This window comes from Cryobacterium sp. PAMC25264, from assembly GCF_019443325.1.
GTDB lineage: Bacteria > Actinomycetota > Actinomycetes > Actinomycetales > Microbacteriaceae > Cryobacterium.
In genome coordinates this window covers 536,481-558,819 of record NZ_CP080383.1, presented here as the reverse complement: position 1 = coordinate 558,819, position 22,339 = coordinate 536,481, and the positions used below count along the sequence as shown (strand labels likewise).

Genomic DNA, 22,339 nt, shown 5'->3' with positions numbered 1-22,339 from the left:
CTTAGGACAGTTGCCCAGAGGTCATCGGCACCCGTGCGAGGTGCCGCCTTCACAGGTTACCCATTCTCAAAGCGCCCCACGGGCTAAGTCCGGTCCGAAGGCTTGCCCCGGGGGTAACTATGGGGCAGCTCGCCCCGGCGTGCGAGAAGCTGACTGGCCTGTCCTGCAATTGCGATGGCGTAGTCCGGATCAAGCCCGAACGCCTCCCAGCTCTGATCCACCCGCCGTTTCATCGCCGGGGTCATTACGAAAGTCTCGGCGGTGGTGGCCTGTTTGCGGTGATTGCTCATAGTTAGACCTTCGGCAGTTTGTGGAATCATGAATAGCCCTATGCGTTGTTAGCTAGCCCGCTGTTCAGTGCGATGAGCAGGTCGAGGCTCTCGGCCTCCCGCACCTCGCCCACCACGAGCCGGTCGGGTCGCATCCGCAGCGACTCCTTGATCAGGCGGCGCAGGGTGATCTCTCCGGTGCCCTCCAGACTGGGCTGCCGGCACTGCATCGCCACGACGTCCCGGCCGGCCACGCTCAGCTCAAAGGTCTCCTCCACGGTGATGATCCGCTCGGTTCGCGGGGCCGCCGAGAGCAGCGCGTTGAGCAGTGTGGTCTTGCCGGTTTGCGTCGCCCCGCAGACCAGGATGTTCTGCCCGCCCCGCACGCACACCCGCAGAAATTCGGCGGCCGGCTGGGTGAGGGCCCCGAGCGCCACGAGCTGGGTGAGATCCCGGATCCGCCGGGTGAACTTGCGAATGTTCACCGACCAGAACCGCTGGGTGATGTCCGGGATCACCACGTGCAGCCTCGACCCGTCGGGCAGGGACGCGTCGACGAATGGGGAGGACAGGTCGACACGGCGGCCGGACGCCTGCAGCATCCGTTCGACGAGATCGCGCACCTCGCGTTCGGTGAGCACCATGGTCGTCAGCTCCGGCACGCCGTCGCGCGCCACGAACACCCGGCTAGGCGCGTTGATCCAGATCTCCTCGATGTCGGGGTCGTCCAGGAACGGCTGCAGCGCCCCAAACCCGGTGAGGGCGGCGACCACCTCGCGGGCGGCCTGGAACTCGTCGGCGAGCAGCGGCGCGGACCCGCCGAGGGCACGTTCGCTGTACCGGCGCACCTCGTCGCGCACGTACTGGTCGGTCAGGGTGCCGTCGCCGGCCAGGTCGACGCCGTCCCGGCGCACACGCAGCCGCACCTGCTCGGTGATGATGCGCACGGCCTCGCTCATGTAGGCATCCTGCTGCACAAGCCGGTCGGCGCGTGGGAGTTATCCACAGGGGCCGGTTTCAGCACCCAAACAGCGGGCACTCTAGACTGGAGCCGCACCCGCGGGAGTGGTGAAATTGGTATACACGCAGGTTTTAGGTACCTGTGCCGGAAGGCGTGAGGGTTCAAGTCCCTTCTCCCGCACCGACGGGCGTCGGCGTCAGCACACAGGAGCTGACCGGCTCCGCTGCCACAGAGAACTTCTCTCAATTCTGGCCGCTGGATTCTGCTTAGGTTAGGATTGCCTTACCCGTCCCCCAGCAGATCGGTTCCCATGACCGCGACCCACGGCACCACCCCGCACACCCTGGACCAGCAGCCGAGCCTGTCCGAGTACCTTCGGGCAAGTTCCAGTGGCCAGCACCGCGACACGGAGACCCGGTCCTTCATCACCGAGTTGATGAGCGGCCACCTCTCCCTCGAGGACTACACGCGCTACCTCGGTCAGTACGCCTGGGTTTACGAGGCTCTCGAACAACTCGTCGACAGGGTGTCCCAGATCGACCATCTCGACCTCTTCGATCCCAACCTTGAGCGGCTGCCCGCCATCGAGAGCGACCTCGCTGCGCTCGGCGTAAGGGACTGGCGCCACGAGTATCCGCCCCTCCCCGCCACCGCCGCGTACATCGAACACCTGCAGTCGCTCACCAACGCCGACAGCGTGCGGTGCCTGGCGCACCATTACACGCGCTACCTCGGCGACCTCTCCGGCGGCCAGGCGATCGCCTCGCTCGTGGCCCGGCACTACGGTGCGGAGCCCGAACAGCTCGGCTTCTACAGGTTCGACGCGATCAACAACATCGTGCAGTACAAGCGTGCGTACCGGGACCGGCTCAATGCACTCTCGCTGGCACCCGCCGACGTGGACACCCTCGTCGCCGAGGTCGATGCGGCATTCACCTACAACGGTGCGGTCTTCGACGGGCTGGCGAACTAGCCGATGTTGCGCACGGCGGCACTTGACGGCCAGCTCAGCGATTTCCTCGCGAGCACCGGAGTTGTGTTGTTCTACCTGCTGGTTTGGGCGCTCGTGTTCGCGGGCACCGCTTTGTTCCTGGGAGTCTTCATCCCGTTCATCACGGGCGACTCCCTGCTCTTCGGGTCCGGGCTGGTCGCCGCGTCGAGTTCGAACCTCAACATTGTCGTCCTCGCGGTCGGCATCGGCATTGCCGCCTTCCTCGGCGACCAGGTGGGATTCCTGCTCGGCCGCCGCTACGGCCGGGGATACCTGGACCGGCGCGGCGGACGACGCACCCAGCTGGCCATCGTGAAGACCGAGTCGTTCTACCTCAAGTACGGCTGGTGGGCCGTGGTCGTGGCCCGGTTCATGCCCTGGGCGCGGGTGTTCGTTCCCGTCGTGGCGGGCGTCGGTCGGATGAACTACTACAAGTTCCTCTCGAGCAACGTGGTCGGAGCCCTGGCCTGGGGCGTGGGCATCACCCTGACCGGTTATTACGCCGCCGCTATCCCCGGCGTCAAGAGCGCGGCATACGTGATCGCCGCGTTCTTCATCACGGCGTCGATCGTCTTCGGTCTGCGCACCTGGCTGGCCGACCGCGCCCAGACCCGACTTGAGGCGCTGACCAGCACCGGTCCTCACAACACTTTGGGGGGTTAGCCCACCCCTTGATCAGGGTTTCCGGCCCGGTTTACGCGATAACCTGTAGCGACGCATGCGATCACCGCCGACTGGCCGATCTAGCCGCCGACGACTGGAGTTTTCTTCGTGATTAACACCGCACTCATCCCGTGGCTCGACCCGGAGATCCTTATCAACGGATTCGGGCCCTGGGCTCTGCTGGGCGTGTGCGCGATCGTCTTCGCCGAGACGGGCCTCCTGATCGGATTCCTACTGCCCGGTGACACTCTGCTGGTGATCACCGGCCTGTTCGTCTTCTTCGACATCATCAAGATCGACATCTGGTGGGTCGCCCTGGCCATCGGAGCCGCCGCCTTCCTCGGCGGCGAGGTGGGCTATCTGATCGGCCACCGCCTCGGCCCGCGGGTGTTCGAACGCAAGGAATCCGGGCTCTTCAGCGTTAAGAACGTGCAACGCACCAACGCCTTCTTCGTACGCTTCGGCGGCTTCGCAGTGATCGCCGCCCGCTTCGTGCCGATCGTGCGCACCTTCGCGCCGGTCGCAGCCGGCGTGGGACACATGGACTACCGCAAGTACAGCCTGTACAACTTCATCGGTGCCATGATCTGGGGAGCCGGACTCACCTTCTTCGGCTACTTCCTGGGCTACATCCCGCCGCTGGCGGACTTCGTACGCGCCTACATCGACCTGATCCTGCTCGGCGCCGTGGTGCTCACCCTGCTGCCCACCATCTACCACTATGTGCAGTCGATGGTGAAGGCCCGCCGCGAGGCACGCGCCGGCGTCGTCGACGGTGAGAAGCTCGTACTCGACCCTGAGAACTTCGAGACCAACAACGACGGCAAGCACGAGGCCTAGGGCCTAACGCGCGGGTCAGCGGTGCGAGTGCAGCGTGTGACCGGCATCCGCCGCGTGGTCGGCAGGTTCGAGTTGGAACGTGGAGTGCTCTACGTCGAAATGATGCGACAGGCATTCGGACAGTTCGCTCAGCAGCTCTCCCGCCCGGCCTGACGCCAGCAACTCCGGCTCGACGACCACGTGCGCGCTGAAGACGTGCGAGCCCGACGTGATGGCCCAGACGTGCACGTCGTGCACAGCTACGACCCCCGGGGTGTCCTTCAGGTGCTGCCGGATCTCCTGCACGTCCGTGTCGGCAGGCGTCGACTCGCTGAACACCCGCACCACGTCGCGCAGCAGGCCGAGGGCCCGCGGCACGATCATTGCGGCGATCACGAGCGAGGCGATGGAGTCGGCCTGCGCGAATCCCGTGGTGAGAATCAGCACGGCCGCGACGATCACGGCCACCGAGCCCAACGCATCCCCCAACACCTCGAGATAGGCTCCGCGCATGTTGATGGAGCCGGCCGCCGCCGGACGCAGCAGCAGGATACCCACCACATTGGCGATCAGGCCGATCACGGCTACAACGAGCATCGGCATCGCCAACACCTCGGGCGGGTCGCCCTGCATCAGCCGGCTGACCGCGCCGACGACGACGAACCCCGCCACCACGAGCAGGATCAGACCGTTCAGCATGGCCCCGAACACCTCGGCGCGCTGGTAGCCGAATGTCTGCCGGTCGGTCGCCGGGCGGGCCGCGACGACCGTGGCCGTGAGAGCGATGATGAGGCCGGCGAGGTCGGAGAACATGTGGCCGGCATCGGCCAGCAGGGCCAGGGAGCCGGTGATCCAGGCGCCGATGACCTCGGCCACGAGCACCACGCCGACGATACCGATCACGATCGACAGGCGCGACCGATTGCGCGTTGACGAGGATGCGTGATCGTGGCCCATGCCTCCACGGTACGAGCCTGCCGGGGCGAAAGCGAGCCCCGCCGCTAGTTGGGAATGAGTGCCGTTCTCAGCTGGCACCCTGCCACAATCACCCTCACGCCGACTACCGTTCTGATCAGCCCAAAAGCTCCGTCAACACGGGGCCGAGCGCGGCGAACGCGATGGCTCGGTGGCTCTGGGCATTCTTCACCTCGGCGGGCAGTTCGGCCGCCGAGACGTCGTGGCCATCGGGCTGGAAGATCGGATCGTAACCGAACCCGCCTGCGCCGGCCGCGGCGTGCAGGATGCGCCCCGGCCACTCCCCCGTGACGGCCCGCTCGTCGCCGTTCGGCAGGGCCAGCGCGGCCACGCAGGTGAAGTGCCCTGCACGGTGTTCGTCGGCCATGTCGCTGATCTGCCAGAGGAGTAGGCGCAGGTTTTCCTCCGAGTCCCGGGCGGGGCCTGCCCAGCGCGCGGAGAAGATCCCGGGGGCGCCGCCCAGCACGTCCACGCAGATGCCCGAGTCGTCGGCGATGGCCGGCAACCCGGTGTGCGCGGCAGCGGCGCGCGCCTTGATCAGCGCGTTCTCGGTGAACGTGGCACCATTCTCGACCGGCTCCGGCCCGTCATAGGCCAGAACTTCCAAGCCCGGGAGCATGGGTGCGAGGATCCGGCGCAGCTCCTCGACCTTGTGGGCGTTGTGGGTGGCGAGAACGACGCGCATCAGCGGCCCAGCGTGGTCTTCTGCAGGTCGGTGAGCGTGATGGCTCCGCCGAGGGCGAGGTCCAACAGGGAGTCCAGCTCGCTACGGTCGAATGGGGCGCCCTCGGCGGTGCCCTGCACCTCGATGAACTTGCCCCGGCCGGTGACGACGACGTTCATGTCGGTGTCGGCACGTACGTCTTCGGTGTACGCCAGGTCGAGCATCGGCACCCCGGCGATGATGCCCACCGAGACGGCGGCCACGCTGTCGGTGAGCGGCTGGGCCTTCTGGGCGATGAACTTCTTCTCCCGGCCCCACTCGAGGGCGTCGGCCAGGGCCACGTAGGCGCCGGTGATGGCGGCGGTGCGGGTGCCGCCATCCGCCTGCAGCACGTCGCAGTCGATCACGATGGTGTTCTCGCCGAGAGCCTTCATGTCCACCACGGCGCGAAGGCTGCGGCCGATCAGACGGCTGATCTCGTGGGTGCGCCCGCCGATGCGGCCCTTGACCGATTCGCGGTCCATCCGGGAGTTCGTGGAGCGCGGCAGCATCGAATACTCGGCGGTGACCCACCCCTTGCCCTTGCCGGCCATCCAGCGAGGCACGCCGTTGGTGAACGAAGCCGTAGCCAGCACCTTGGTGCGGCCGAACGAAATGAGGGCCGAACCTTCGGCCTGATCGCTCCAGCCGCGTTCGATGGTCACGGGACGCAGCTGGTCGTTGGTACGGCCGTCGGCACGCAGGATGTCGGTCACGGTTTCTCCTTGAAAAGACGCGGGGTGGTGGACGATGCGGCCAGTCTGGCCACCTCGCTGAGGCTGATGGTGCCCGTGGCAACCAGGTCGACCCGGGAGATCTCCGGGCCGAGCAGGCGGTGGGCGAGGCGCAAGAAGTCGTCGGCGCTGTCGCCGGTGGCTTCGTAGCGGTAGCTGGGCGGTGCGGTTTCGACCCGTTCGAGGTGCTGGCCCACCAGGGTGCGGTAGACGTCGTTCGCGGTCTCGGTGTGGCTGGAGACCAGGGTCACCGCGTCGCCCATCACGTAAGAGATCACGCCGCGCAGGAACGGGTAGTGGGTGCAGCCGAGCACGAGCGTGTCCACGTCGGCGGCCTTGAGCGGGGCGAGGTACTCCTCGGCGACCCGCAACACCTCAGCTCCGGTGGTCACCCCGGATTCGACGAACTCGACGAAGCGCGGGCAGGCCTGCGAGAACAGCTGGATGTCGGTGGCCGCGGCGAACGCGTCGTTGTACGCGCGTGAGTTCACGGTTCCGGCAGTGCCGACCACGCCTACCCGTTTGTTCCGGGTGGTGCCGACCGCCCGGCGCACCGCGGGCTGGATCACCTCGATCACGGGGACGCTGTAACGCTCCCGGGCGTCCCGCAACACGGCGGCCGAAGCGGTGTTGCAGGCGATTACCAGCAACTTCACATCTTGGGCAACCAGATCGTCGAGCACCTCGAGCGCGTACTCTCGCACGTCGGCGATCTTCTTGGGCCCGTACGGCGAGTGCGCCGTGTCACCGATATACAGAATGGACTCGTTGGGCAGTTGGTCCTTGATGGCCCGGGCGACGGTGAGCCCGCCGACGCCGGAGTCGAAAATCCCAATCGGTGCATCCGTCACAACAATCAAGCCTATCCGGGTTCGGCATTTCACCCTGCGTGACACCGCCATATGCCCAGAACGCCCCAACGTACGTGGGACTGCATATACCCGTAACTACACTCGGCGTATGGGCCAGGCCAACCAGGCAGAGCCGCACCGTAAGACGTCCCTCGTGCCGTCTGAGGAGATGATCGTCATGACTGATCGCGTCGTAATCACCGGACTCGGGGCCCTCACACCGCTCGGTAATTCGTGGACCGAGACCTGGGACGGCCTCACCAGCGGCCGCAGCGGAGTGGCGCGCATCACGCAGTTCGACGCCACGGACCTGCCCACCCAGATCGCCGGCGAGGTCAAGGGGTTCGACCCCGTCACCCGCATGTCGGTCAAGCAGGCCAAGCGCGCCTCCCGCGCCTCGCAGATGGCCATCGCCGCCGCCCGCGAAGCCGTCGCCGACGCCGGCTTCGGTCCGTCGATGGAGGGTATCCACACGGCTGTCATCGTCAACAGTGCGGTCTCCGGCTACGCCGAGATCCAGGATGCGACCGAGCACGTCAACGCCGGCAGCGCCCGACGTATCTCTCCCCGCTTCGTGCCGTCGTCCCTGATGAACATGGCCGCCTGTGAGATCGCCATCGACCTGGGCGTGCACGGCCCGGTGAACGCGAGCGCCCTGGCCTGCGCCAGCGGCGCCTACGCGCTGCTCGAGGCCCGCACCATGCTCGTGATGGGCGACGCCGACGTCGTCATCGCCGGCGGTGTCGAGGCGGCCATCACCCCGGTGATGTTCGCGGGCCTCAACGCCATGCACGCGGCCTCCACCCACAACGAGGAGCCCACCGAGGCCAGCCGCCCCTTCGATGCCAACCGCAACGGTCTCGTCTTCGGCGAAGGGGCCGTGGTGTTCGTCATGGAGCTGCTCTCGCACGCCAAGGCCCGCGGCGCCCGGGTCTACGCCGAGGTGCTCGGCGGCGCCCTCACCAGCGACGGCTTCAGCATCGTGGCCCCCGACCCGTCCGGCCAGTACGCCAGCCAGGCGATCACCCGGGCTCTGGACCGAAGCAAACTCAACCCGGCCGACATCGACATGATCGTGGCCCACGGCACGTCCACCCAGGCGAACGACAAGGCCGAGACGCTCGCCATCCGCCAGTCGTTGCGGCACTTCGCCGACAAGATCTCGATCACGGCGCCCAAGTCGATGACCGGGCACATGATCGGTGCGGCTGGGGCGCTGTCCGCACTGATCGGCGCCCTGTCGATCAAGAACGGCATCGTGCCGCCCACCATCAACCTGCGCACCCCCGATCCGGAGTGCGGCCTGGACTACACGCCGCTCACCGCGCGCATCCAGCCCATCAAGCACGCCCTGGTGAACGCGTTCGGCTTCGGCGGCCAGAACTGCATCGTCGCCTTCGGCGCCCTGTAAGCCTCTCCGAGTCGCCCTGCAGCCGCCCGTTCAGGGCGGCCTGACTCGCCTCTGACGGCCCCTTCAGCTTTCGTGACGGGGCCGTTCGTCGTATCGCACCGGATGCTGCCCCCGCGACTTGCCGCTTAGCGCCCTTTCGGAGGCGGGGAAGGGGCGCTTTCCGGCAAGTCAGTGAGTTTTTCTTCGCCGACTTGCCGGAAGATGCCCTTTCGGAGGGCGGGAAGCGGCACTTTCCGGCAAGTCACCGAGGCTGCTGGCGGCGGGGCGGCTCACGGGCGTCCCGCCGCCAGCCCGGCAGACCCGCGGCCGGACAGGCCGGGCGGCTAGGCTTGCCCGCGTGACCGAGTCTTCTGCACTACGAACCGACCGCTACGAACTCACCATGGTGGATGCCGCCATCCAGAGCGGCACCGCCAACCGGGAGTGCATGTTCGAGGCCTTCGCCCGACGGCTGCCCACGGGCCGGCGCTACGGCATCGTGGCCGGCACCGGCCGGCTGCTCGATCTGATCCGGGACTTCCGCTTCGGCGACGCCGAGCTCGACTGGCTACGCGCCAATGACGTGGTGCGCCCGCCCACCCTCGACTGGCTGGCAGACTACTCCTTCAGCGGCAACATCTGGGGCTACCGCGAGGGCGACGCGTACTTCCCCGGCTCCCCGCTGATCCAGGTCGACGGCACCTTCGCCGAGTGCGTGGTGCTCGAGACGCTCATCCTCAGCGTGCTCAACTACGACAGCGCCGTCGCCAGTGCCGCAGCCCGGATGGTGTCGGTGAGCCTGGGTCGCCCGCTGGCCGAGATGGGTTCGCGTCGCACCGGCGAATACTCCGCTGTGGCCGCCGCCCGCGCCGCGTACATCGCCGGGTTCGCCGCCACCAGTAACCTCGAGGCCGGCCGCAGCTGGGGCATCCCCACCATGGGCACGGCAGCGCACTCCTTCACCCTGCTGCACGACAGTGAGGAGGATGCCTTCCGCGCCCAGGTGGACGCCTTCGGCACGTCGACCACCCTGCTGGTGGACACGTACAACATCGAGCGGGGTATCGAGCTCGCCGTGGCCGTGGCGGGCACCGGCCTCGGCTCGATCCGGATCGACTCCGGCGACCTGCCCACCGTCGCGGCCGCCGCTCGCGCGCAGCTGGACTCTCTGGGCGCCGTGAACACCCGAATCACCGTGACCAGCGACCTCGACGAGTACTCGATCGCCGCCCTATCGGCGTCCCCCGTCGACGCGTTCGGGGTGGGAACCTCGCTCGTGACCGGATCCGGCGCCCCGGCGGCCGGCATGGTCTACAAGCTGGTGGCGCACAAGGACGACACCGACCAGTGGGTGTCGGTGGCCAAGACGTCCGCGTCGAAGGCCTCGGTCGGCGGCCGCAAGAATGCCTTGCGCCGCCTGGACGCGGCCGGCATCGCCCAGGAAGAGGTGGTGCAGGTGGACGACGACGGCCTCGCTGTCGCCTCGGCGACGGATGCCTCCGCTCGGCCCGGTAGCGCTACGGAGCGGCCGCTTCTGGTACCGCTCATGCAGGCCGGCGTGGTGGACGAACGGTACCTGGGCCCGTCCGGCACCCGGCTGGCCCGCGAGCAGAACGCCGCAGCGATGCGGGAACTGCCCGTGGACGCATTCCGGCTGGGCCGCGGCGACGCAGTGATCCCGACGGTCTTCGCCTGATCACCAGCTGACCGGCGGAGGGTCAGTCCTGCTTCATCTTTTCGTAGATGGACTTGCAGGTCGGGCACACCGGGAACTTCTCCGGGTCGCGCCCCGGCAGCCATTTCTTGCCGCACAGCGCCTTGACCGGCTTCCCGGTCATGGCGGACTCGAGGATCTTGTCCTTGGGCACGTAGTGCGAGAAACGTTCGTGGTCGCCCGGTTCGATCTGTTCCTGGCCCAGCAGTTCCTCGAGTTCACGGTCGAGGGTGGACGTTCCGCCACCGGTTCCGGGGCCCCGGCCGGGCTCAGCGATGCTCGCTCGAATGTCGTGTGTCATGCCATCAAGTGTATGCAGCTATGCGCGCAAAGCGGAGGAGAGCATCTCCGGTCCACGACGTTCGAAGGTGCGCGAGCCGAGCCAGATGCCGCCGACGAGCACCACGAAGCCGATACCGAGGCCCCAGTAGAGAGCGGGCAGGTTCCAGAGCGGGTCGACGAAGATTCCCAGCACCGCGCAGACGATGGCCGGCAACGCGACGATGATCGATCCCACGAAGGTGAATGACTGGATGACCGCCGCTGCCGTGTCCGAGGACTGTGGCTGCGCGAACGGGCTGTCGCCGGGCTTGGTGGCGGGGTACGGGAACCGGGCCGAGGTGAAGCTGGAGAAGCCCAGGCCAGCCAGAAGGATGCAGGTGCTCACGCCGAGCACACCGGGCAGGACCGCCCAGTCACCGTACACGCTGACGCTGATGGCCGAGCCGAGCCCGATCAACGGGATACCGACGAAGAAGGCGGGCACCAGCCGGCCGACCCGGTCGGCGAATCCTCGGGGTCCGGAAACCACGTGCAGCCAGATCGCGGTGTGATCGTAGGCGACGTCGTTGTGCAACGTCCAACCGAGGAAGACGCACATGAGCGGCACCGGCACCAGGGCCAGGTACTCGATGGGCATCCCGGCCACCGCGAGCGGCAGGATCACCAGCACCGGCACGATCGGAATCATGATCAGCGACACCCAGTAGCGCGGGTCGCGTCCCCAGTAGGTGATGCTGCGGGCGGCGATGGCTCCAACCGGGTTGTGCGGCATGCGGTCGAACCAGCCCAGGCCGCCGTAGGCGCGCGCCTGAGCCTCCCGGCCGGGGCTCACGAGCATCCGGGCCACCAGACCCTGCCAGGCCAGCCAGATCAGGTACAGGGTGCCTGCGGCGATCAGCAAGCGGAGGAATGACGTGCCCCAGTCCCCGGCGGCTGCGTCGCCCGGCACGGCCCAGGCGGCGCCCAGCGGAGTCCAGCCGAGGATGGCCGCGAACCCGCCGAGCAGGTCGAGGCCGTACTGGCTCCAGTCCACATTGACCAGCAGCACCACGACGGGCGTGATCATGACGATCAGCAGGATGCCGACGATGCCGGTGAACTCCCGCGAGCGGCGGGTGGAGAGCAGGAAGGCGGCGATGGAGGTGCTTACCCGCGACGCGAGCATGCAGGTACCCAGCAGCAGTGCCGCCGCGATGATCGCGAACAGGGTCTCCCCCACACCGCGTGACCAGGTGACAACGGTGCCCAGAAGCACCAGCGTCAAGGTGGCCGCCGGCACACCGACCAGCGACGAGACGGCCAGCCCCAGGGACAGGTCTTTGGTCGGAATGCCCAGGGTGGAGAACTTGCGCGGGTCCATGCTGTCGTCGACACCGAAGACCAGCGGCACGAGGATGAAGCCGAGCACGACGATCGAGCCCACCACAATGAGCCCGTCACGGATGGTGCCCACATCGTCGACAAAACGGAACGCGATGAGCATGGCCACCAGGGCTGCGGCCACGAGCAACCCGTAGATCAGGCCGAGCACGACCCCCACGACCTGCCACGGGCTACGCCGGAAGAGATTGGCGAGGAGCCTCAGTTTCAGTCCGAGAAATTGTGCAACCACTCCAGGCCCTCCGCAACCTTTCGTCCGCCGGCCAGGTCGACGAAGCGTTCCTCGAGCGACACGTTTCCGCGCACCTCGTCGATCGTTCCCGACGCGAGGACCGAGCCCTGCACGATGATGGCCACATGGTCACAGACCCGCTGGATGAGGTCCATGCCGTGGCTGGAGAGGATGACCGTGCCCCCTGCGGCGACGTAACGCTGCAGGATCTCGGTGACGTTGACGGCGGAAACCGGGTCGACCGACTCGAACGGCTCGTCGAGCACCAGCACGCGCGGCGAGTGGATCATCGCGCAGGCCAGGGCGATCTTCTTGGTCATGCCGGCCGAGTAGTCGGCCACCAGCCGGTTGAGAGCGCCCTCGAGACCGAAAGCGGCAGCCAGGTCGGCGGACCGGGTGCGCACCGTCTCGCTCTCCAGCCCGCGGAGCACGCCGGCGTAGTACAGCAGCTGGGCGCCGGTGAGGCGGTCGAAGAGGCGCAAGCGGTCGGGCAGCACGCCGATGGCGCGCTTGGCGGCGACGGGGTCGGCCCACACGTCGATGCCATGCACGTGGATGGAGCCCGAGTCGGGCCGGAGCAGTCCGGTGATCATCGACAGGGTCGTGGTCTTGCCCGCCCCGTTGGGGCCGACGATGCCGTAGAACGAGCCCGACCGAACCTCGAGGTCGACTCCCGCCACGGCCACGTTCTGGCCGAAGCGCTTGTTGAGGCCATTGACAGCGATCTCCACCGGGGCGGAGTCGCTGACGATCGTGGCACCCGTGCGCGGCGGCAGGGGCTTGCGGAGCACCGGCGCGATGCGCGGGGTGGTCGTCGCAGGCTTCGCTACAGGCTTCTCAGCAGGCGTGGTGACGGCGTCGACCAGGCTCACCGGGGTGGCGCCGGTCGCCGGTGCAGGATCGGCAGCCGCCGAGGTGTCGGTAGCGGCTTCGACGGCGGTGCTGTCCGCCACGGAAGCTGCGGTGGAGGCGTTGACTGCAGTTGCAGTTGCAGAGGCCGCGGCCACGCCGGCGCCCGATGTCTCCGCGGCATCCCTGCCGCCGAACCGCGGCAGTCGCCAGAACGGACGTCGCGCGGCTGGAGCCGTAGCTGCGATGGGCTGGTGTGCGGCTTCCATGGTCTCTTCGTCGGCCGGCTCGGCCGTGACGGTGAAGATTCGAGTCGCGTCGTCGTGGCCGTCGGTTGCCGGGTCCGTCACGTCTGAACGCACAACCGTGGGCGGGTCGGCCTGGGCCAGGTCGTCGACCGGCGGGTCGTCCGTCACAGCCACGTCGTGCGCGGCCTGACCAGCGGCGGGCGCCTTCGATGCGGCGGGTTCAGTGACGACAGGCGCGGATGCCTCAGCGGCGGGAACGACAGCGGCAGGCACGTTGGTATCTGGCACGTCGGCGCCTGGCACGTCGGTGCCTGGCACGTCGGTGCCTGGCACGTCGGTGACCGGTGCGGCGGCCGTCGAGGCCTGGCCCGCCACGGTCGGCACCCGACCGGAGACGGCAGGGTCGGCGGATTCGGCGTCGGTACTGGCAGCGGCAAGGGCGGCGGCACGTGCGGCAGCGGCCGCAGCCGTGCGGGCGGAGGTGGCCGCTGCACGCGCTGCAGCTGACTTCGCAGCGGCGGCCTTGGTCGCTGCGGTGCGGGCAGCCCCTGCCTTGGTCGCCGACTCGGTCTTCGCTGCCGCGGCCTTGGCGGCAGCGGCCTTCGACGCCGCCGTGCGGGCGGAGGTGGTGCGAGCCGGGGTGGTTTTGGGCTTAGTGGCGGCGGACCCACCCGCCGTGGCGCTGGAGGCCGTCGCCGGGTCGCCGTCGGTAGTTTGGGCCGCGGCCGCAACAGCCTCGGCGGTATCGGCGGTGGACGTGGTGGTTGCCGGCAGCCGGGTGGCCTTGGCGACCGGCGATGTGCGCGCGGCCGGGGTACGGGTCACGGTGACGCGCTCGGCCGCGGTGGCCGGCGTGGCGGCGGGAGATACGCCCGTTGCGGAGTCTGTGGTTGCGGAGTCACTCGTCGCAGCGGCAGGGGTCTTGGGCTGGGCGGCATCCGTCGAGGCCTTCGCGGTGGCAGAGCTGCGCGCGGCCGTGCCGGCGCGCGGAGCGGCCGGCTTGCGCGGCGCGCGGGTGGTGCTGCGCACCGGCTTGGCCGGGGCCGCCTCGTCGGACGCAGATTCGGACGTTGACGAACCGGCCGCCGCGGTCGCAGAATCGGGCGTGCTCGGCTTACGCACAGGGGCCTTACGGGGTGGCTTCGCTGCGCTCTTCGGCGCGATTTTCGGCGCGGCGCTCGTAGCAGAAGCAGGCTGAGGGGGGCGGTCCGCTGGGGTGCCGCTTTCGACGGCGATACCCTCGCGTTCCGGCTCCGTATCGGGAACGCGCAAGACCGGAGTCTGCTCGTCTGGCTCGGAGTTCGGAGGCACAGGAGTCACCTCGCTAACCTACCAAGGACCATCCGACCTCGCAGAGGCTCACCGTCGTGGGCGGCGGATTCTCACCAAAGTTTTTCCCCACCGCGCCGCTTGCGTGCGGGGTCGCCGAGACGGCGCGAATCGTCACGATCCGGACACGCATGCGAACGTCCCTTCCCCCGGAACGGGGTGTTCAGCTAGTCTGAAGGTGGCATAACGAAGTGTCTATACGTGAACTTAAGGGTGAACCGCAGGCAAATTCGACTGAATTCAGTGCCACAAGCGGGGCCACCCAGATCTTTCTGAGGAGATATTCGTGACCACCCAGGTAGTAATACTTGCAGCAGGAATGGGCAGCCGACTCGGCCGCTCGCTTCCCAAACCCCTGACCGAACTCAACGACGGCCGCACGATCATGCAGCAGCAGTTCGACAACATCGAGCATGCCTTCGGCAAGAAGACCAAGGTCACGATCGTCGTCGGTTACAAGCTCGAGCACATCATCGAGGCGTTCCCGCAGGCATCCTTCGTCTACAACGAGCAGTACGACGTGACCAACACGTCCAAGAGCCTGCTCCGCGCCCTGCGCGCCTCCGCCACGGGCGGCGTGCTGTGGATGAACGGCGATGTCGTGTTCGACCCGGCCATCCTCGACCGCGCCGCTTCGATGATGAAGCGCGACCAGTCGTTCGTGACCGTGAACACGTCCAAGGTGTCCGACGAAGAAGTCAAGTACACGACCAGCGCCGAGGGCTACATCAAGGAGCTGTCGAAGACCGTCAAGAACGGTCTCGGCGAGGCCGTTGGAATCAACTACGTGTCGGCCGCCGACAAGGCGATGCTCATCCACCACCTGAGCAAGGTCGAAGACCAGGACTACTTCGAGCGCGGCATCGAGCTCGCGATCGAGAAGAACCGCATGCTCGTCGAGCCCGTGGACATCTCGGACTTCTACGCGGTCGAGGTCGACTTCGCCGAGGACCTCGAGCGCGCGAACCTGTTCGTCTGACCCTTATCGATCGGTGGGGGGCCGTCGCCGGTGGCGCGGCACCCCAACCGGCTCCCATACGATAGAGCGCGTGAGTAGTTACGCTCAGGTGCGTCCTGAACAGCGCACCCCGTTTGCGCGTTACCGTCATTCGCTGTGGCTGCTGACCCAGCGCGACCTGCGGGTGCGCTACTCGACCTCGGTGCTCGGTTACTTCTGGTCGATCCTCGATCCGCTGGTCATGGCGGGCATCTACTGGTTCGTCTTCACGGTCGTGTTCAAGCGTTCCGTCGGCGAAGACCCGTACATCGTCTTCCTCCTCGCGGCCCTACTGCCGTGGATGTGGTTCAACGGCGCCATCTCGGACTGCACCCGCGCGTTCCTGCGTGAAGCCAAGCTCATCCGCTCGACGCGGATCCCCCGCACGATCTGGGTGAACCGGCTTGTACTGTCCAAGGGCATCGAGTTCCTCGCCGCCATCCCCGTGCTCGTGCTCTTCGCCATCTTCTCCGGCGCCACGATCAACGCGGATGCCGTCTTCTTTCCGCTGGCCATTTTGATCCAGGCCATCCTCACGGCCGGTATCGGCCTCATCGTGGCTCCCCTGGTCGTGTTCTTCCGCGACCTGGAGCGTGCCGTCAAGCTGATCCTGCGCTTCCTGTTCTACGCCTCGCCCATCATCTACGCCACCAGTGACCTGCCGAAAGAACTGCACTTCTGGGCGGCGTTCAACCCGCTTAGCGGCATCTTCAGCCTGTACCGTGCCGCGTTCTTCCCGGGCGAACTGGACTGGTTCATCGTGGGCGTCGGCGCCGCCATGTCGGTGGCCTTCCTCTTGATCGGTCTCCTGGTCTTCACCCGCACCGAGCGCGCCGTGCTGAAGGAGATCTGATGAGCGAGACGGTCATCTCCCTCGACGACGTGGGCATCCGGTTCCGCCGCAACCGGCGCAGCCGTCGTAACTTCAAGGACCTGTTCGCCGGCAGCCGCCGCCGCAGCCGCCCTGGCGAGTTCTGGGCGTTGCAGCACGTGTCGTTCACGGTGCAGCGTGGCGAGGCCATCGGCGTGGTGGGGCGGAACGGCCAGGGCAAGTCCACCCTGCTCAAACTGGTCACCGGTGTTGTGCTGCCCGATGAGGGCACCGTTGACGTCATCGAGGGTGTCGCGCCGCTGATCGAGATCACCGGCGGCTTCGTCGACGACCTCACCGTTCGCGACAATGTGTACCTCACCGCTGGTCTGCACGGCATGACGCGCAAGCAGATCGACGAACGCTTCGACGAGATCATCACCTTCGCGGAGATCGCCGACTTCGTCGACACCCCGTACAAGCACCTCTCCAGCGGTATGAAGGTGCGCATCGCGTTCGCGGTGATCTCCCGGCTCGAAGAGCCGATCATCCTGGTCGACGAGGTGCTCGCCGTGGGCGACAAGGCCTTCCGGGAGAAGTGCTACCGGCGCATCGAAGAGCTCTTGGCCGGCGGCCGCACCCTCTTCTTCGTTTCGCACAACGAACGTGACCTGCGCCGGTTCTGCGCCCGGGGACTCTACCTGGACAAGGGTGCGCTGGTGCTGGACGGTCCCATCGACGAGGTCCTCGACCGGTACAACGCCGAATACGGCGTCAAACCGGCCTGATTCGTGACGTCACCCGACCCCGATTCGTCACGCCCGGTCGTCACCGTTCTGCTGGGAATTCCCTCGGGGATGCCCAGTTTCGGCCCGTAAACTCGTGGTTTGCGCACCCCAGGAGGATTGCACCATGGCTAAGAAGAAGCCCACACCGTTGCTCTCACCCACCGGCGGCATGCCACGAGGCGGCCAGCTGCCGCCCAGCGTGGCCACAGGGTTCGACCGGGTCATGGCGATCCACCGCCCCGCCGTACTCGCGCACATCCGCAGCATCCGCCACCGTCACCCGGAGGCCACCCCCGACCAGATCGTACGGATCCTGGAGCGCCGTTATCTGGCCGCTGTCACGAGCGGCGGCGCAGCCGTGGGCGCTACCGCGGTGATCCCCGGCGTGGGCACCGGGATCACCATTGCTCTCTCCGGCGTGGAAACGGCCGGGTTCCTCGAAGCGACGGCGTTGTTCTCGCAATCCGTGAGTGAGGTACACGGCATCACGGTCGACGATCCCGAACGCGCCCGCGCCCTGGTGATGACCATGATGCTCGGACACGAGGGTTCCGACCTGGTGCGCCAGCTCGCCGGCCAGGTGACCGGCGGCGGCGTCGCCCGCACCGCGTACTGGGGCGAACTCGTGACCACCAGCCTGCCCCGCGCCATCATGGGGCCGCTGACCGACAAGCTCAAGCGGTCGTTCATCCGGCAGTTCGCCGCGAAGGGCGGAGCGAGCCTGATCGGCAAGGCAGTGCCATTCGGCATCGGCGCCGTGATCGGCGGCATGGGCAACCACATCCTGGGCAAGCGTGTTGTCGGGTCGTCCCGGCTCGCATTCGGCCAGGCTCCCGCCCAGTTTCGGCCTGAGCTCGACCCGCGGGCCCACACCATCACCTTGCGCGACGGGGCGGTCGTTCCGGCCAATCGGCTGACCCAGCTGGGCCACGGCGCGCTGCGGGCCCTACCCCGGCCGCTGCGTCGTCGGCCGGCCAGTGGTGCCGTCGAACCGGAAGTGGTCGCACCGGCAGGAGAGTAGACCGCGGGTCGCGCCGTCGAGATCGGCTCACCTGGTCTCGACAGGCTCGACCGACGTGTGAGGCGCAACACACACACACGTAGGTCACGAGGGTCTCGACAGGCTCGACCGACGTGCGCCTGCGGCCGCTTAGACCTCGTCGATCTCGCTGACGTCCTCGAACTCGACCAGGCCTGCGTCGTCGTCGGCGTGCAACGCGGCGAACCGGTCCCATTCCTCCAGCAGATGCCCGATCGCGCCGTGGAAACGGGCCGTGGCCGCTCCGGGGGTGGGATCGCCGAAGTACTGCTCGACCCAGGCGTGCAGGCGCACCTCGGCCGTGTCGTCGCTCATGAGCTCGTCGAGGGTCTCCACGATGCCGGCGGTGTCGCCAGTGGCGAGCCACTCGCAATCGGACAGGTAGCCGCTGGTGTCGATGGCAGCCAGGGGGTTCTGCGGGCGGGTGACCATGAGCGGTCGGCCCGAGGCGAGCCGGTCGTAGACCATCGCTGAGATGTCGACGATCGCCACATCGGCGGCCGACAGCTGCCAGCCCAGGTCTGCGCCGGTGTCGATGATGTGCTGGGCGCCGGCGTCGCGCTCGTTCGCCGCGGTGATGGCGGCCATGATCTGCTTGTTGGCCTGGCCGTACGCGTGGTCGACCACGCCGCTACGCGGGTGCGGCCGGTAGATCACCCGGTGCCGCGGGCTCTGGAGCAGCGCGGTGACCAGGGACACTCCGTGGGTGGCGACGGACCCGTAGGCTGCGGCCGCCCGGTCGCCTTCCCAGGTGGGGGCGTAGAGCACGACGGTGCGTTCGTCGGGGGTGTACGGCAATTGGCCCGAGTAGTGGTCGGCCTGCGGCCGGCCGATCGTGATCGCCCGCTTGTCGAAGTCGTAGTCCCAGAGCACCTTGCCCAGCCTGGCCACGGCCGCCCGTCCGGCTACGAACGAGTAGTCATAGGCCTTGAACTGGTTGGTCGTCATGTACATCTTGTCGCTCTCACCGTGATTGATGAAAACGTGCCAGCGGCGCCCGTAGCGCATCATCTGGAAGTTGCGGGAGTTCTGGTTGACATAGAGGACGATGCGGATGTCCTGCTCGGCGATCAACCGCTCGAGGTCGACGATCTTGCGCACGTAGGCCACCGGCACGGGGCTCTCCTCGAGAAGCTTGAGGGTGCCGCCGGCGGTGCGGCTGAGCACCACAACAGGCCAGGTCTCGGCCAGCTTGGCCAGAGGCTTGTACCACTGGCGCATCTGGTAGAGGTTCACCGGCCCATCCGCGAAGTACACGGCGATCTTGTAGCGATGGGCCGGCAGCGGGCCACGCGCCGAGAGGCGCTCGGTCAGTAAGCGCTGGGCCTTGCGAGAGGCGAGCACATCCTTGACCAGCTTTGCTGCGAGTCGGATGTCTTTGCTGCTTACCACTGTTCCAGCCTACCTACCGAGATCGGGGCAACGCCGTGCGGGTGCTGTCGTGGGACGCAACGGTAGCCAATCGTTAGGCGCTCAGATGACGGGCGGCCGGCCGGCGCGGGTCATCCGCCAGATGGTACGGGCGTGCAGGGGGCGTCGCTCACCCGGAGCGGTGGCCCAGCCTTCTCGCCAGCCCCGGAACCAGGCGGCCAGGGCGGGCCGGTTGCGGGCGCCGCGCAGCACCTGGATGACCGTCCAGGAGCCCACATAGAACGGCATCAGAACTGCGGGAAGGTTGCGCCGGGCGATCCAGACCCGGTTACGGGCGTTGAGCCGGTAGAAGTCGGCGTGCCTGGTGGGCAGGATCACCGGATGATTGGCCACCAGGTTGCCCGCGTACCAGGTACGCAGGCCCTGGTCCCAGACCCGCCAGGCGAGTTCGATACCTTCGTGGGCATAGAAGAACGGTTCGGCCCAGCCGCCGGTGGCGTCGAACACGCGGCGCGGCAGCAGCACGGCACCCTCCCACACCGAGAAGACGGCGCTGGAGTGCGTGGCTTCGCCCTTGCGGATGCGCGGGATCCAGCGGCGCGGGGCGGTGAGGCCGGCGGGGTCGACGACCTGCGGCTGCAGCAGCCCGATGCTCGGGTCGGCGCGCAGGATGCCGACGGCCTCGATGAGGAAGCGTGGGTCGGGCAGGCTGGCGTCGTCGTCCAGGAAGAACAGGTAGTCCCCGGTGACATGCTCGACCCCGCGGTTGCGGCCGGCGGGGATGCCGAGGTTCTCGGGCAGCGCGAGTGCGGCAACACCGTCGGGCAGGCCCGTGGGCTGCCAGCCGTTGCCGACGCAGACGATGTCGAGCCGTACGTCCTGTTGGGCGAGCAGGCTGCGGATGCCGCGGTCGAGGTCGTCGGGACGGCGGCCCTGGGTGAGTACGACGACGCCGATCGTGGGCGGCGTCGAGGCGGATGCTGCGGGCATCGGGCTGTCCGGGCTCAGGAGCGCACGCGCTTCGAGGCCATGATCGCCAGGAAGTGGCCGATGAGCGCGAGGAAGGCCAGCGGCACAAGCACGGCCAGGAAGACCCGGTCGGTGGCTGGCTGGCCGACGATGAGGCCGATCACCGCGGCGACGAAGATCACCATGGTCAGCTCCACCGAGTGGTACAGGCGGTGGAAGGGCAGGAACCGGGCGAGGCGGCGCAGGGTGGCGATCAAGCCGGCCTGCGGAACCTTCTCGCCCTTGTTGTCGGCCAGTTTGGGCAGGCCGGCGTTGGCCCTGGCCACGTGCACCATGTCGTTGAGGGCCTTGTTGAGCACGATCAGCAGCGCCAGCGCCAGGCCGAGGGTGGTGAACAGAAAGTCGGCGGGGGCCTCGAACGGATAGGCGGCCGCGCGGATGCCCAGGGCGATGGGGATCAAGGCTTCGGTCGAGTAGTGCCCGACCTTGTCGAGGAAGACACCGGCCGGAGAGGAGGTCCTGCGCCACCGGGCGACCTCGCCGTCGCAGCAGTCCACCAGCATCTGCAGCTGGCCGAGGATCAGGGCCAGCAGGGCACCCCAGATCCCGGGGATCAGCAGGGCACCGGCCGTGGACCAGCCGACGAGGATCATCAGGCCGGTGACGCCGTTGGCCGAGATCCGGGTCTTCAAGAGCATCCAGGTCAGGTACGGCGACAGGTCGCGCAGGTACAGCGAGGCCGTCCAGTGCTCGGCGTTGGCGCGCATCCGCACCTCGGGAGGTTGCGCGACGGCACGAAGCTCGGCGATCGAAGAGGGCCGAGCCGTGTTGGGCGAACCTGACGTCATTGATGTCTTCCCGTGTGTGCCGAGATGTTAGTGGTGAGCTTGAGGTACCCGAGGAGGAAACCAACACCCCAGCAGAAGTGAATGCAGGGCAAGACTACGAGAAACCAGAGCGAGACACGTAACCCGTCGGGCCGCGTTGCCGTCAAGGTGGCTACCAGGACAATCAGCAGGTAGGCCGCCGGGGCGAGGAAACCCAGCAGCAGCCAGCTCGGGGCGCCGAGCAGGGTTTGCACCAGACCGACCAGACCGAGCAGAGTGCCCACCGTGACGCCGAGCACCATGACCGGCGGTGCGAAGTACCGCAGGCCGTTGGCCGCCGGGTACCGACGGGCGAGTTCGCCGCGCCACAGCCCGGTGGAGGTCATCTGGCGGGCCAGCCGGGACAAGCTCGGGCGCGGCCGGTAGATCACCTTGAGCCGCGGCGTGAACCACACCGAACCCCCGCTGTCGCGCAGACGCCGGTTGAGTTCCCAGTCCTGGCCGCGCTTGATGCCCTCATCGAACATGCCCACGCGTAACAGGCTGTCGCGGCGGAAGCAGCCGAGGTACACGGTCTCGGCCTCGCCCTCGGCGCCACCCACGTGCAGCGGTGTGCCGCCCAGGCCGATCTTGCTGCCGTAGGCGCGGGCAACGGCCTGCTGGAACGGGGCGGTGCCCTGCGCATCCATGATTCCGCCGACGTTGTCGGCGCCGGTGCGCTGCAGGGTCTCCACGGCGATGCGGGCGTAATCGCGGGGCAGCACCGAGTGCGCGTCGACGCGGATCACGACGGGGTAGCGGGAGGCCCGGATGGCGATGTTGAGGCCCGCGGGCGTCGACCCGACCTCGTTGGCGACGACGCGGATGCGCGGATCGACCGCGGCCATCTCTTCTACCAGCTCGGTGGTGCCGTCGATGCTCGGGCCGAGGGCCAGGGTCACCTCGAACGGGCCGTCGTAGTCCTGCTCCAGCAGGCTGTGCACCGCGGCCCGCACATGGCTGGCCTCGTTGAGCACCGGCATGATGTACGAGACACCGATCAGCTCTGTGTCTGCGCTCTCCTGCACTGGGCTGGCCATCTTTCCACTCATTCGGACAATCGCCTGAGCCTAGCAGCCGAGCCTTTTCACCCGGTTCCCGCCGGGCG

The 22,339-nt window shown here is 67.7% G+C and carries 20 protein-coding genes, 1 tRNA gene and 1 pseudogene; 10 read left to right on the top strand and 12 right to left on the bottom strand.

The genetic code is table 11. From position 1 onward, the window contains the following. Window positions 1–343 precede the first annotated feature (343 nt). Window positions 344–1,228: pseudogene (locus tag KY500_RS02525) on the bottom strand (CpaF family protein); the annotation flags it as partial. 100 nt (window positions 1,229–1,328) lie between these two features. Between KY500_RS02525 and KY500_RS02520 the strand changes: the two are divergent. The 4 genes from KY500_RS02520 to KY500_RS02505 all read left to right on the top strand — a co-directional run bounded on the left by KY500_RS02520 (window position 1,329) and on the right by KY500_RS02505 (window position 3,724). After that, window positions 1,329–1,410: transfer RNA gene (locus KY500_RS02520), tRNA-Leu, on the top strand. Between the two features lie 130 nt (window positions 1,411–1,540). Continuing rightward, complete coding sequence (locus KY500_RS02515; RefSeq protein ID WP_219902205.1) at window positions 1,541–2,203, top strand: heme oxygenase (biliverdin-producing); 663 nt, start codon at window positions 1,541–1,543, stop codon at window positions 2,201–2,203. A 3-nt stretch (window positions 2,204–2,206) separates the two neighbouring features. Continuing rightward, the gene (locus KY500_RS02510; RefSeq protein WP_219902204.1) at window positions 2,207–2,884 is read left to right on the top strand and encodes a DedA family protein; all 678 of its coding nucleotides are present in this window, start codon (window positions 2,207–2,209) and stop codon (window positions 2,882–2,884) included. A 111-nt stretch (window positions 2,885–2,995) separates the two neighbouring features. Beyond that, complete coding sequence (locus KY500_RS02505; RefSeq protein WP_370626923.1) at window positions 2,996–3,724, top strand: DedA family protein; 729 nt, start codon at window positions 2,996–2,998, stop codon at window positions 3,722–3,724. Window positions 3,725–3,739: 15 nt separating this feature from the next. Here the strand turns inward: KY500_RS02505 and KY500_RS02500 are convergent, their stop codons facing one another. From KY500_RS02500 to murI, 4 genes are all read right to left on the bottom strand, one after another. After that, window positions 3,740–4,660, bottom strand: a complete 921-nt coding sequence (locus tag KY500_RS02500) for a cation diffusion facilitator family transporter (protein WP_219902202.1) — start codon at window positions 4,658–4,660, stop codon at window positions 3,740–3,742. A gap of 115 nt (window positions 4,661–4,775) precedes the next feature. After that, the gene (gene rdgB, locus KY500_RS02495) at window positions 4,776–5,366 is read right to left on the bottom strand and encodes an RdgB/HAM1 family non-canonical purine NTP pyrophosphatase (RefSeq protein WP_219903248.1); all 591 of its coding nucleotides are present in this window, start codon (window positions 5,364–5,366) and stop codon (window positions 4,776–4,778) included. Continuing rightward, on the bottom strand, window positions 5,363–6,097 hold the full coding sequence (rph, locus tag KY500_RS02490; protein ID WP_304505690.1) for a ribonuclease PH: 735 nt from the start codon (window positions 6,095–6,097) through the stop codon (window positions 5,363–5,365). The genes rdgB and rph overlap by 4 nt, the downstream gene beginning before the upstream one ends. Next, a complete protein-coding gene (murI, locus tag KY500_RS02485; RefSeq protein WP_219902201.1) occupies window positions 6,094–6,966 on the bottom strand; it encodes a glutamate racemase in 873 nt (290 codons plus the stop codon). The genes rph and murI overlap by 4 nt, the downstream gene beginning before the upstream one ends. Window positions 6,967–7,144: 178 nt before the next feature. On the opposite strand from murI, the gene KY500_RS02480 reads away from it, so the two are divergent. After that, window positions 7,145–8,377, top strand: a complete 1,233-nt coding sequence (locus tag KY500_RS02480; protein ID WP_219902200.1) for a beta-ketoacyl synthase — start codon at window positions 7,145–7,147, stop codon at window positions 8,375–8,377. 337 nt (window positions 8,378–8,714) lie between these two features. Then, window positions 8,715–10,052 (top strand): nicotinate phosphoribosyltransferase, encoded by a 1,338-nt coding sequence (locus KY500_RS02475; protein WP_219902199.1) that lies wholly within the window; start codon window positions 8,715–8,717, stop codon window positions 10,050–10,052. Window positions 10,053–10,074: 22 nt separating this feature from the next. Here KY500_RS02475 and KY500_RS02470 read toward each other — a convergent pair whose 3' ends face one another. From KY500_RS02470 to KY500_RS19705, 3 genes are read right to left on the bottom strand one after another with little or no spacing between them, the layout of a single operon-like run. Next, on the bottom strand, window positions 10,075–10,371 hold the full coding sequence (locus KY500_RS02470) for a DUF3039 domain-containing protein (RefSeq protein WP_120337710.1): 297 nt from the start codon (window positions 10,369–10,371) through the stop codon (window positions 10,075–10,077). 18 nt (window positions 10,372–10,389) lie between these two features. Then, window positions 10,390–11,964 (bottom strand): hypothetical protein, encoded by a 1,575-nt coding sequence (locus KY500_RS02465; RefSeq protein WP_255579737.1) that lies wholly within the window; start codon window positions 11,962–11,964, stop codon window positions 10,390–10,392. After that, window positions 11,940–14,183, bottom strand: a complete 2,244-nt coding sequence (locus tag KY500_RS19705; protein ID WP_370626867.1) for an ATP-binding cassette domain-containing protein — start codon at window positions 14,181–14,183, stop codon at window positions 11,940–11,942. The genes KY500_RS02465 and KY500_RS19705 overlap by 25 nt, the downstream gene beginning before the upstream one ends. Before the next feature lie 493 nt (window positions 14,184–14,676). On the opposite strand from KY500_RS19705, the gene KY500_RS02455 reads away from it, so the two are divergent. The 4 genes from KY500_RS02455 to KY500_RS02440 all read left to right on the top strand — a co-directional run bounded on the left by KY500_RS02455 (window position 14,677) and on the right by KY500_RS02440 (window position 18,007). Then, the gene (locus tag KY500_RS02455) at window positions 14,677–15,369 is read left to right on the top strand and encodes an NTP transferase domain-containing protein (RefSeq protein ID WP_066593948.1); all 693 of its coding nucleotides are present in this window, start codon (window positions 14,677–14,679) and stop codon (window positions 15,367–15,369) included. Window positions 15,370–15,439: 70 nt separating this feature from the next. Further along, window positions 15,440–16,240, top strand: coding sequence for an ABC transporter permease (locus KY500_RS02450; RefSeq protein ID WP_236900838.1), 801 nt, complete (start codon window positions 15,440–15,442; stop codon window positions 16,238–16,240). Then, on the top strand, window positions 16,240–16,986 hold the full coding sequence (locus tag KY500_RS02445) for an ABC transporter ATP-binding protein (RefSeq protein ID WP_066593940.1): 747 nt from the start codon (window positions 16,240–16,242) through the stop codon (window positions 16,984–16,986). Before KY500_RS02450 ends, KY500_RS02445 begins: the two co-directional genes overlap by 1 nt. 124 nt (window positions 16,987–17,110) lie before the next feature. Beyond that, complete coding sequence (locus tag KY500_RS02440) at window positions 17,111–18,007, top strand: hypothetical protein (protein WP_370626865.1); 897 nt, start codon at window positions 17,111–17,113, stop codon at window positions 18,005–18,007. Window positions 18,008–18,136: 129 nt separating this feature from the next. Here the strand turns inward: KY500_RS02440 and KY500_RS02435 are convergent, their stop codons facing one another. The 4 genes from KY500_RS02435 to KY500_RS02420 form a co-directional block, all read right to left on the bottom strand. Next, on the bottom strand, window positions 18,137–19,417 hold the full coding sequence (locus KY500_RS02435; RefSeq protein WP_219902198.1) for a CDP-glycerol glycerophosphotransferase family protein: 1,281 nt from the start codon (window positions 19,415–19,417) through the stop codon (window positions 18,137–18,139). Window positions 19,418–19,498: 81 nt separating this feature from the next. Continuing rightward, window positions 19,499–20,386, bottom strand: coding sequence for a glycosyltransferase family 2 protein (locus KY500_RS02430; protein ID WP_219902197.1), 888 nt, complete (start codon window positions 20,384–20,386; stop codon window positions 19,499–19,501). A gap of 14 nt (window positions 20,387–20,400) precedes the next feature. Continuing rightward, the gene (locus KY500_RS02425) at window positions 20,401–21,213 is read right to left on the bottom strand and encodes a CDP-alcohol phosphatidyltransferase family protein (protein ID WP_219902196.1); all 813 of its coding nucleotides are present in this window, start codon (window positions 21,211–21,213) and stop codon (window positions 20,401–20,403) included. After that, window positions 21,210–22,271: a glycosyltransferase family 2 protein gene (locus KY500_RS02420; protein WP_255579734.1), complete on the bottom strand. Its 1,062-nt coding sequence runs from the start codon at window positions 22,269–22,271 to the stop codon at window positions 21,210–21,212. The genes KY500_RS02425 and KY500_RS02420 overlap by 4 nt, the downstream gene beginning before the upstream one ends. Between the last annotated feature and the right edge of the window lie 68 nt (window positions 22,272–22,339).

Bases quoted from the DNA above. Each gene is read 5' to 3' on its own strand.
- KY500_RS02515 (WP_219902205.1), top strand. From the start codon at position 1,541: ATGACCGCGACCCACGGCACCACCCCGCACACCCTGGACCAGCAGCCG.
- KY500_RS02510 (WP_219902204.1), top strand. From the start codon at position 2,207: ATGTTGCGCACGGCGGCACTTGACGGCCAGCTCAGCGATTTCCTCGCG.
- KY500_RS02500 (WP_219902202.1), bottom strand. From the start codon at position 4,660: ATGGGCCACGATCACGCATCCTCGTCAACGCGCAATCGGTCGCGCCTG.
- KY500_RS02480 (WP_219902200.1), top strand. From the start codon at position 7,145: ATGACTGATCGCGTCGTAATCACCGGACTCGGGGCCCTCACACCGCTC.
- KY500_RS02470 (WP_120337710.1), bottom strand. From the start codon at position 10,371: ATGACACACGACATTCGAGCGAGCATCGCTGAGCCCGGCCGGGGCCCC.
- KY500_RS02445 (WP_066593940.1), top strand. From the start codon at position 16,240: ATGAGCGAGACGGTCATCTCCCTCGACGACGTGGGCATCCGGTTCCGC.
- KY500_RS02440 (WP_370626865.1), top strand. From the start codon at position 17,111: ATGGCTAAGAAGAAGCCCACACCGTTGCTCTCACCCACCGGCGGCATG.
- KY500_RS02430 (WP_219902197.1), bottom strand. From the start codon at position 20,386: ATGCCCGCAGCATCCGCCTCGACGCCGCCCACGATCGGCGTCGTCGTA.
- KY500_RS02425 (WP_219902196.1), bottom strand. From the start codon at position 21,213: ATGACGTCAGGTTCGCCCAACACGGCTCGGCCCTCTTCGATCGCCGAG.
- KY500_RS02420 (WP_255579734.1), bottom strand. From the start codon at position 22,271: ATGGCCAGCCCAGTGCAGGAGAGCGCAGACACAGAGCTGATCGGTGTC.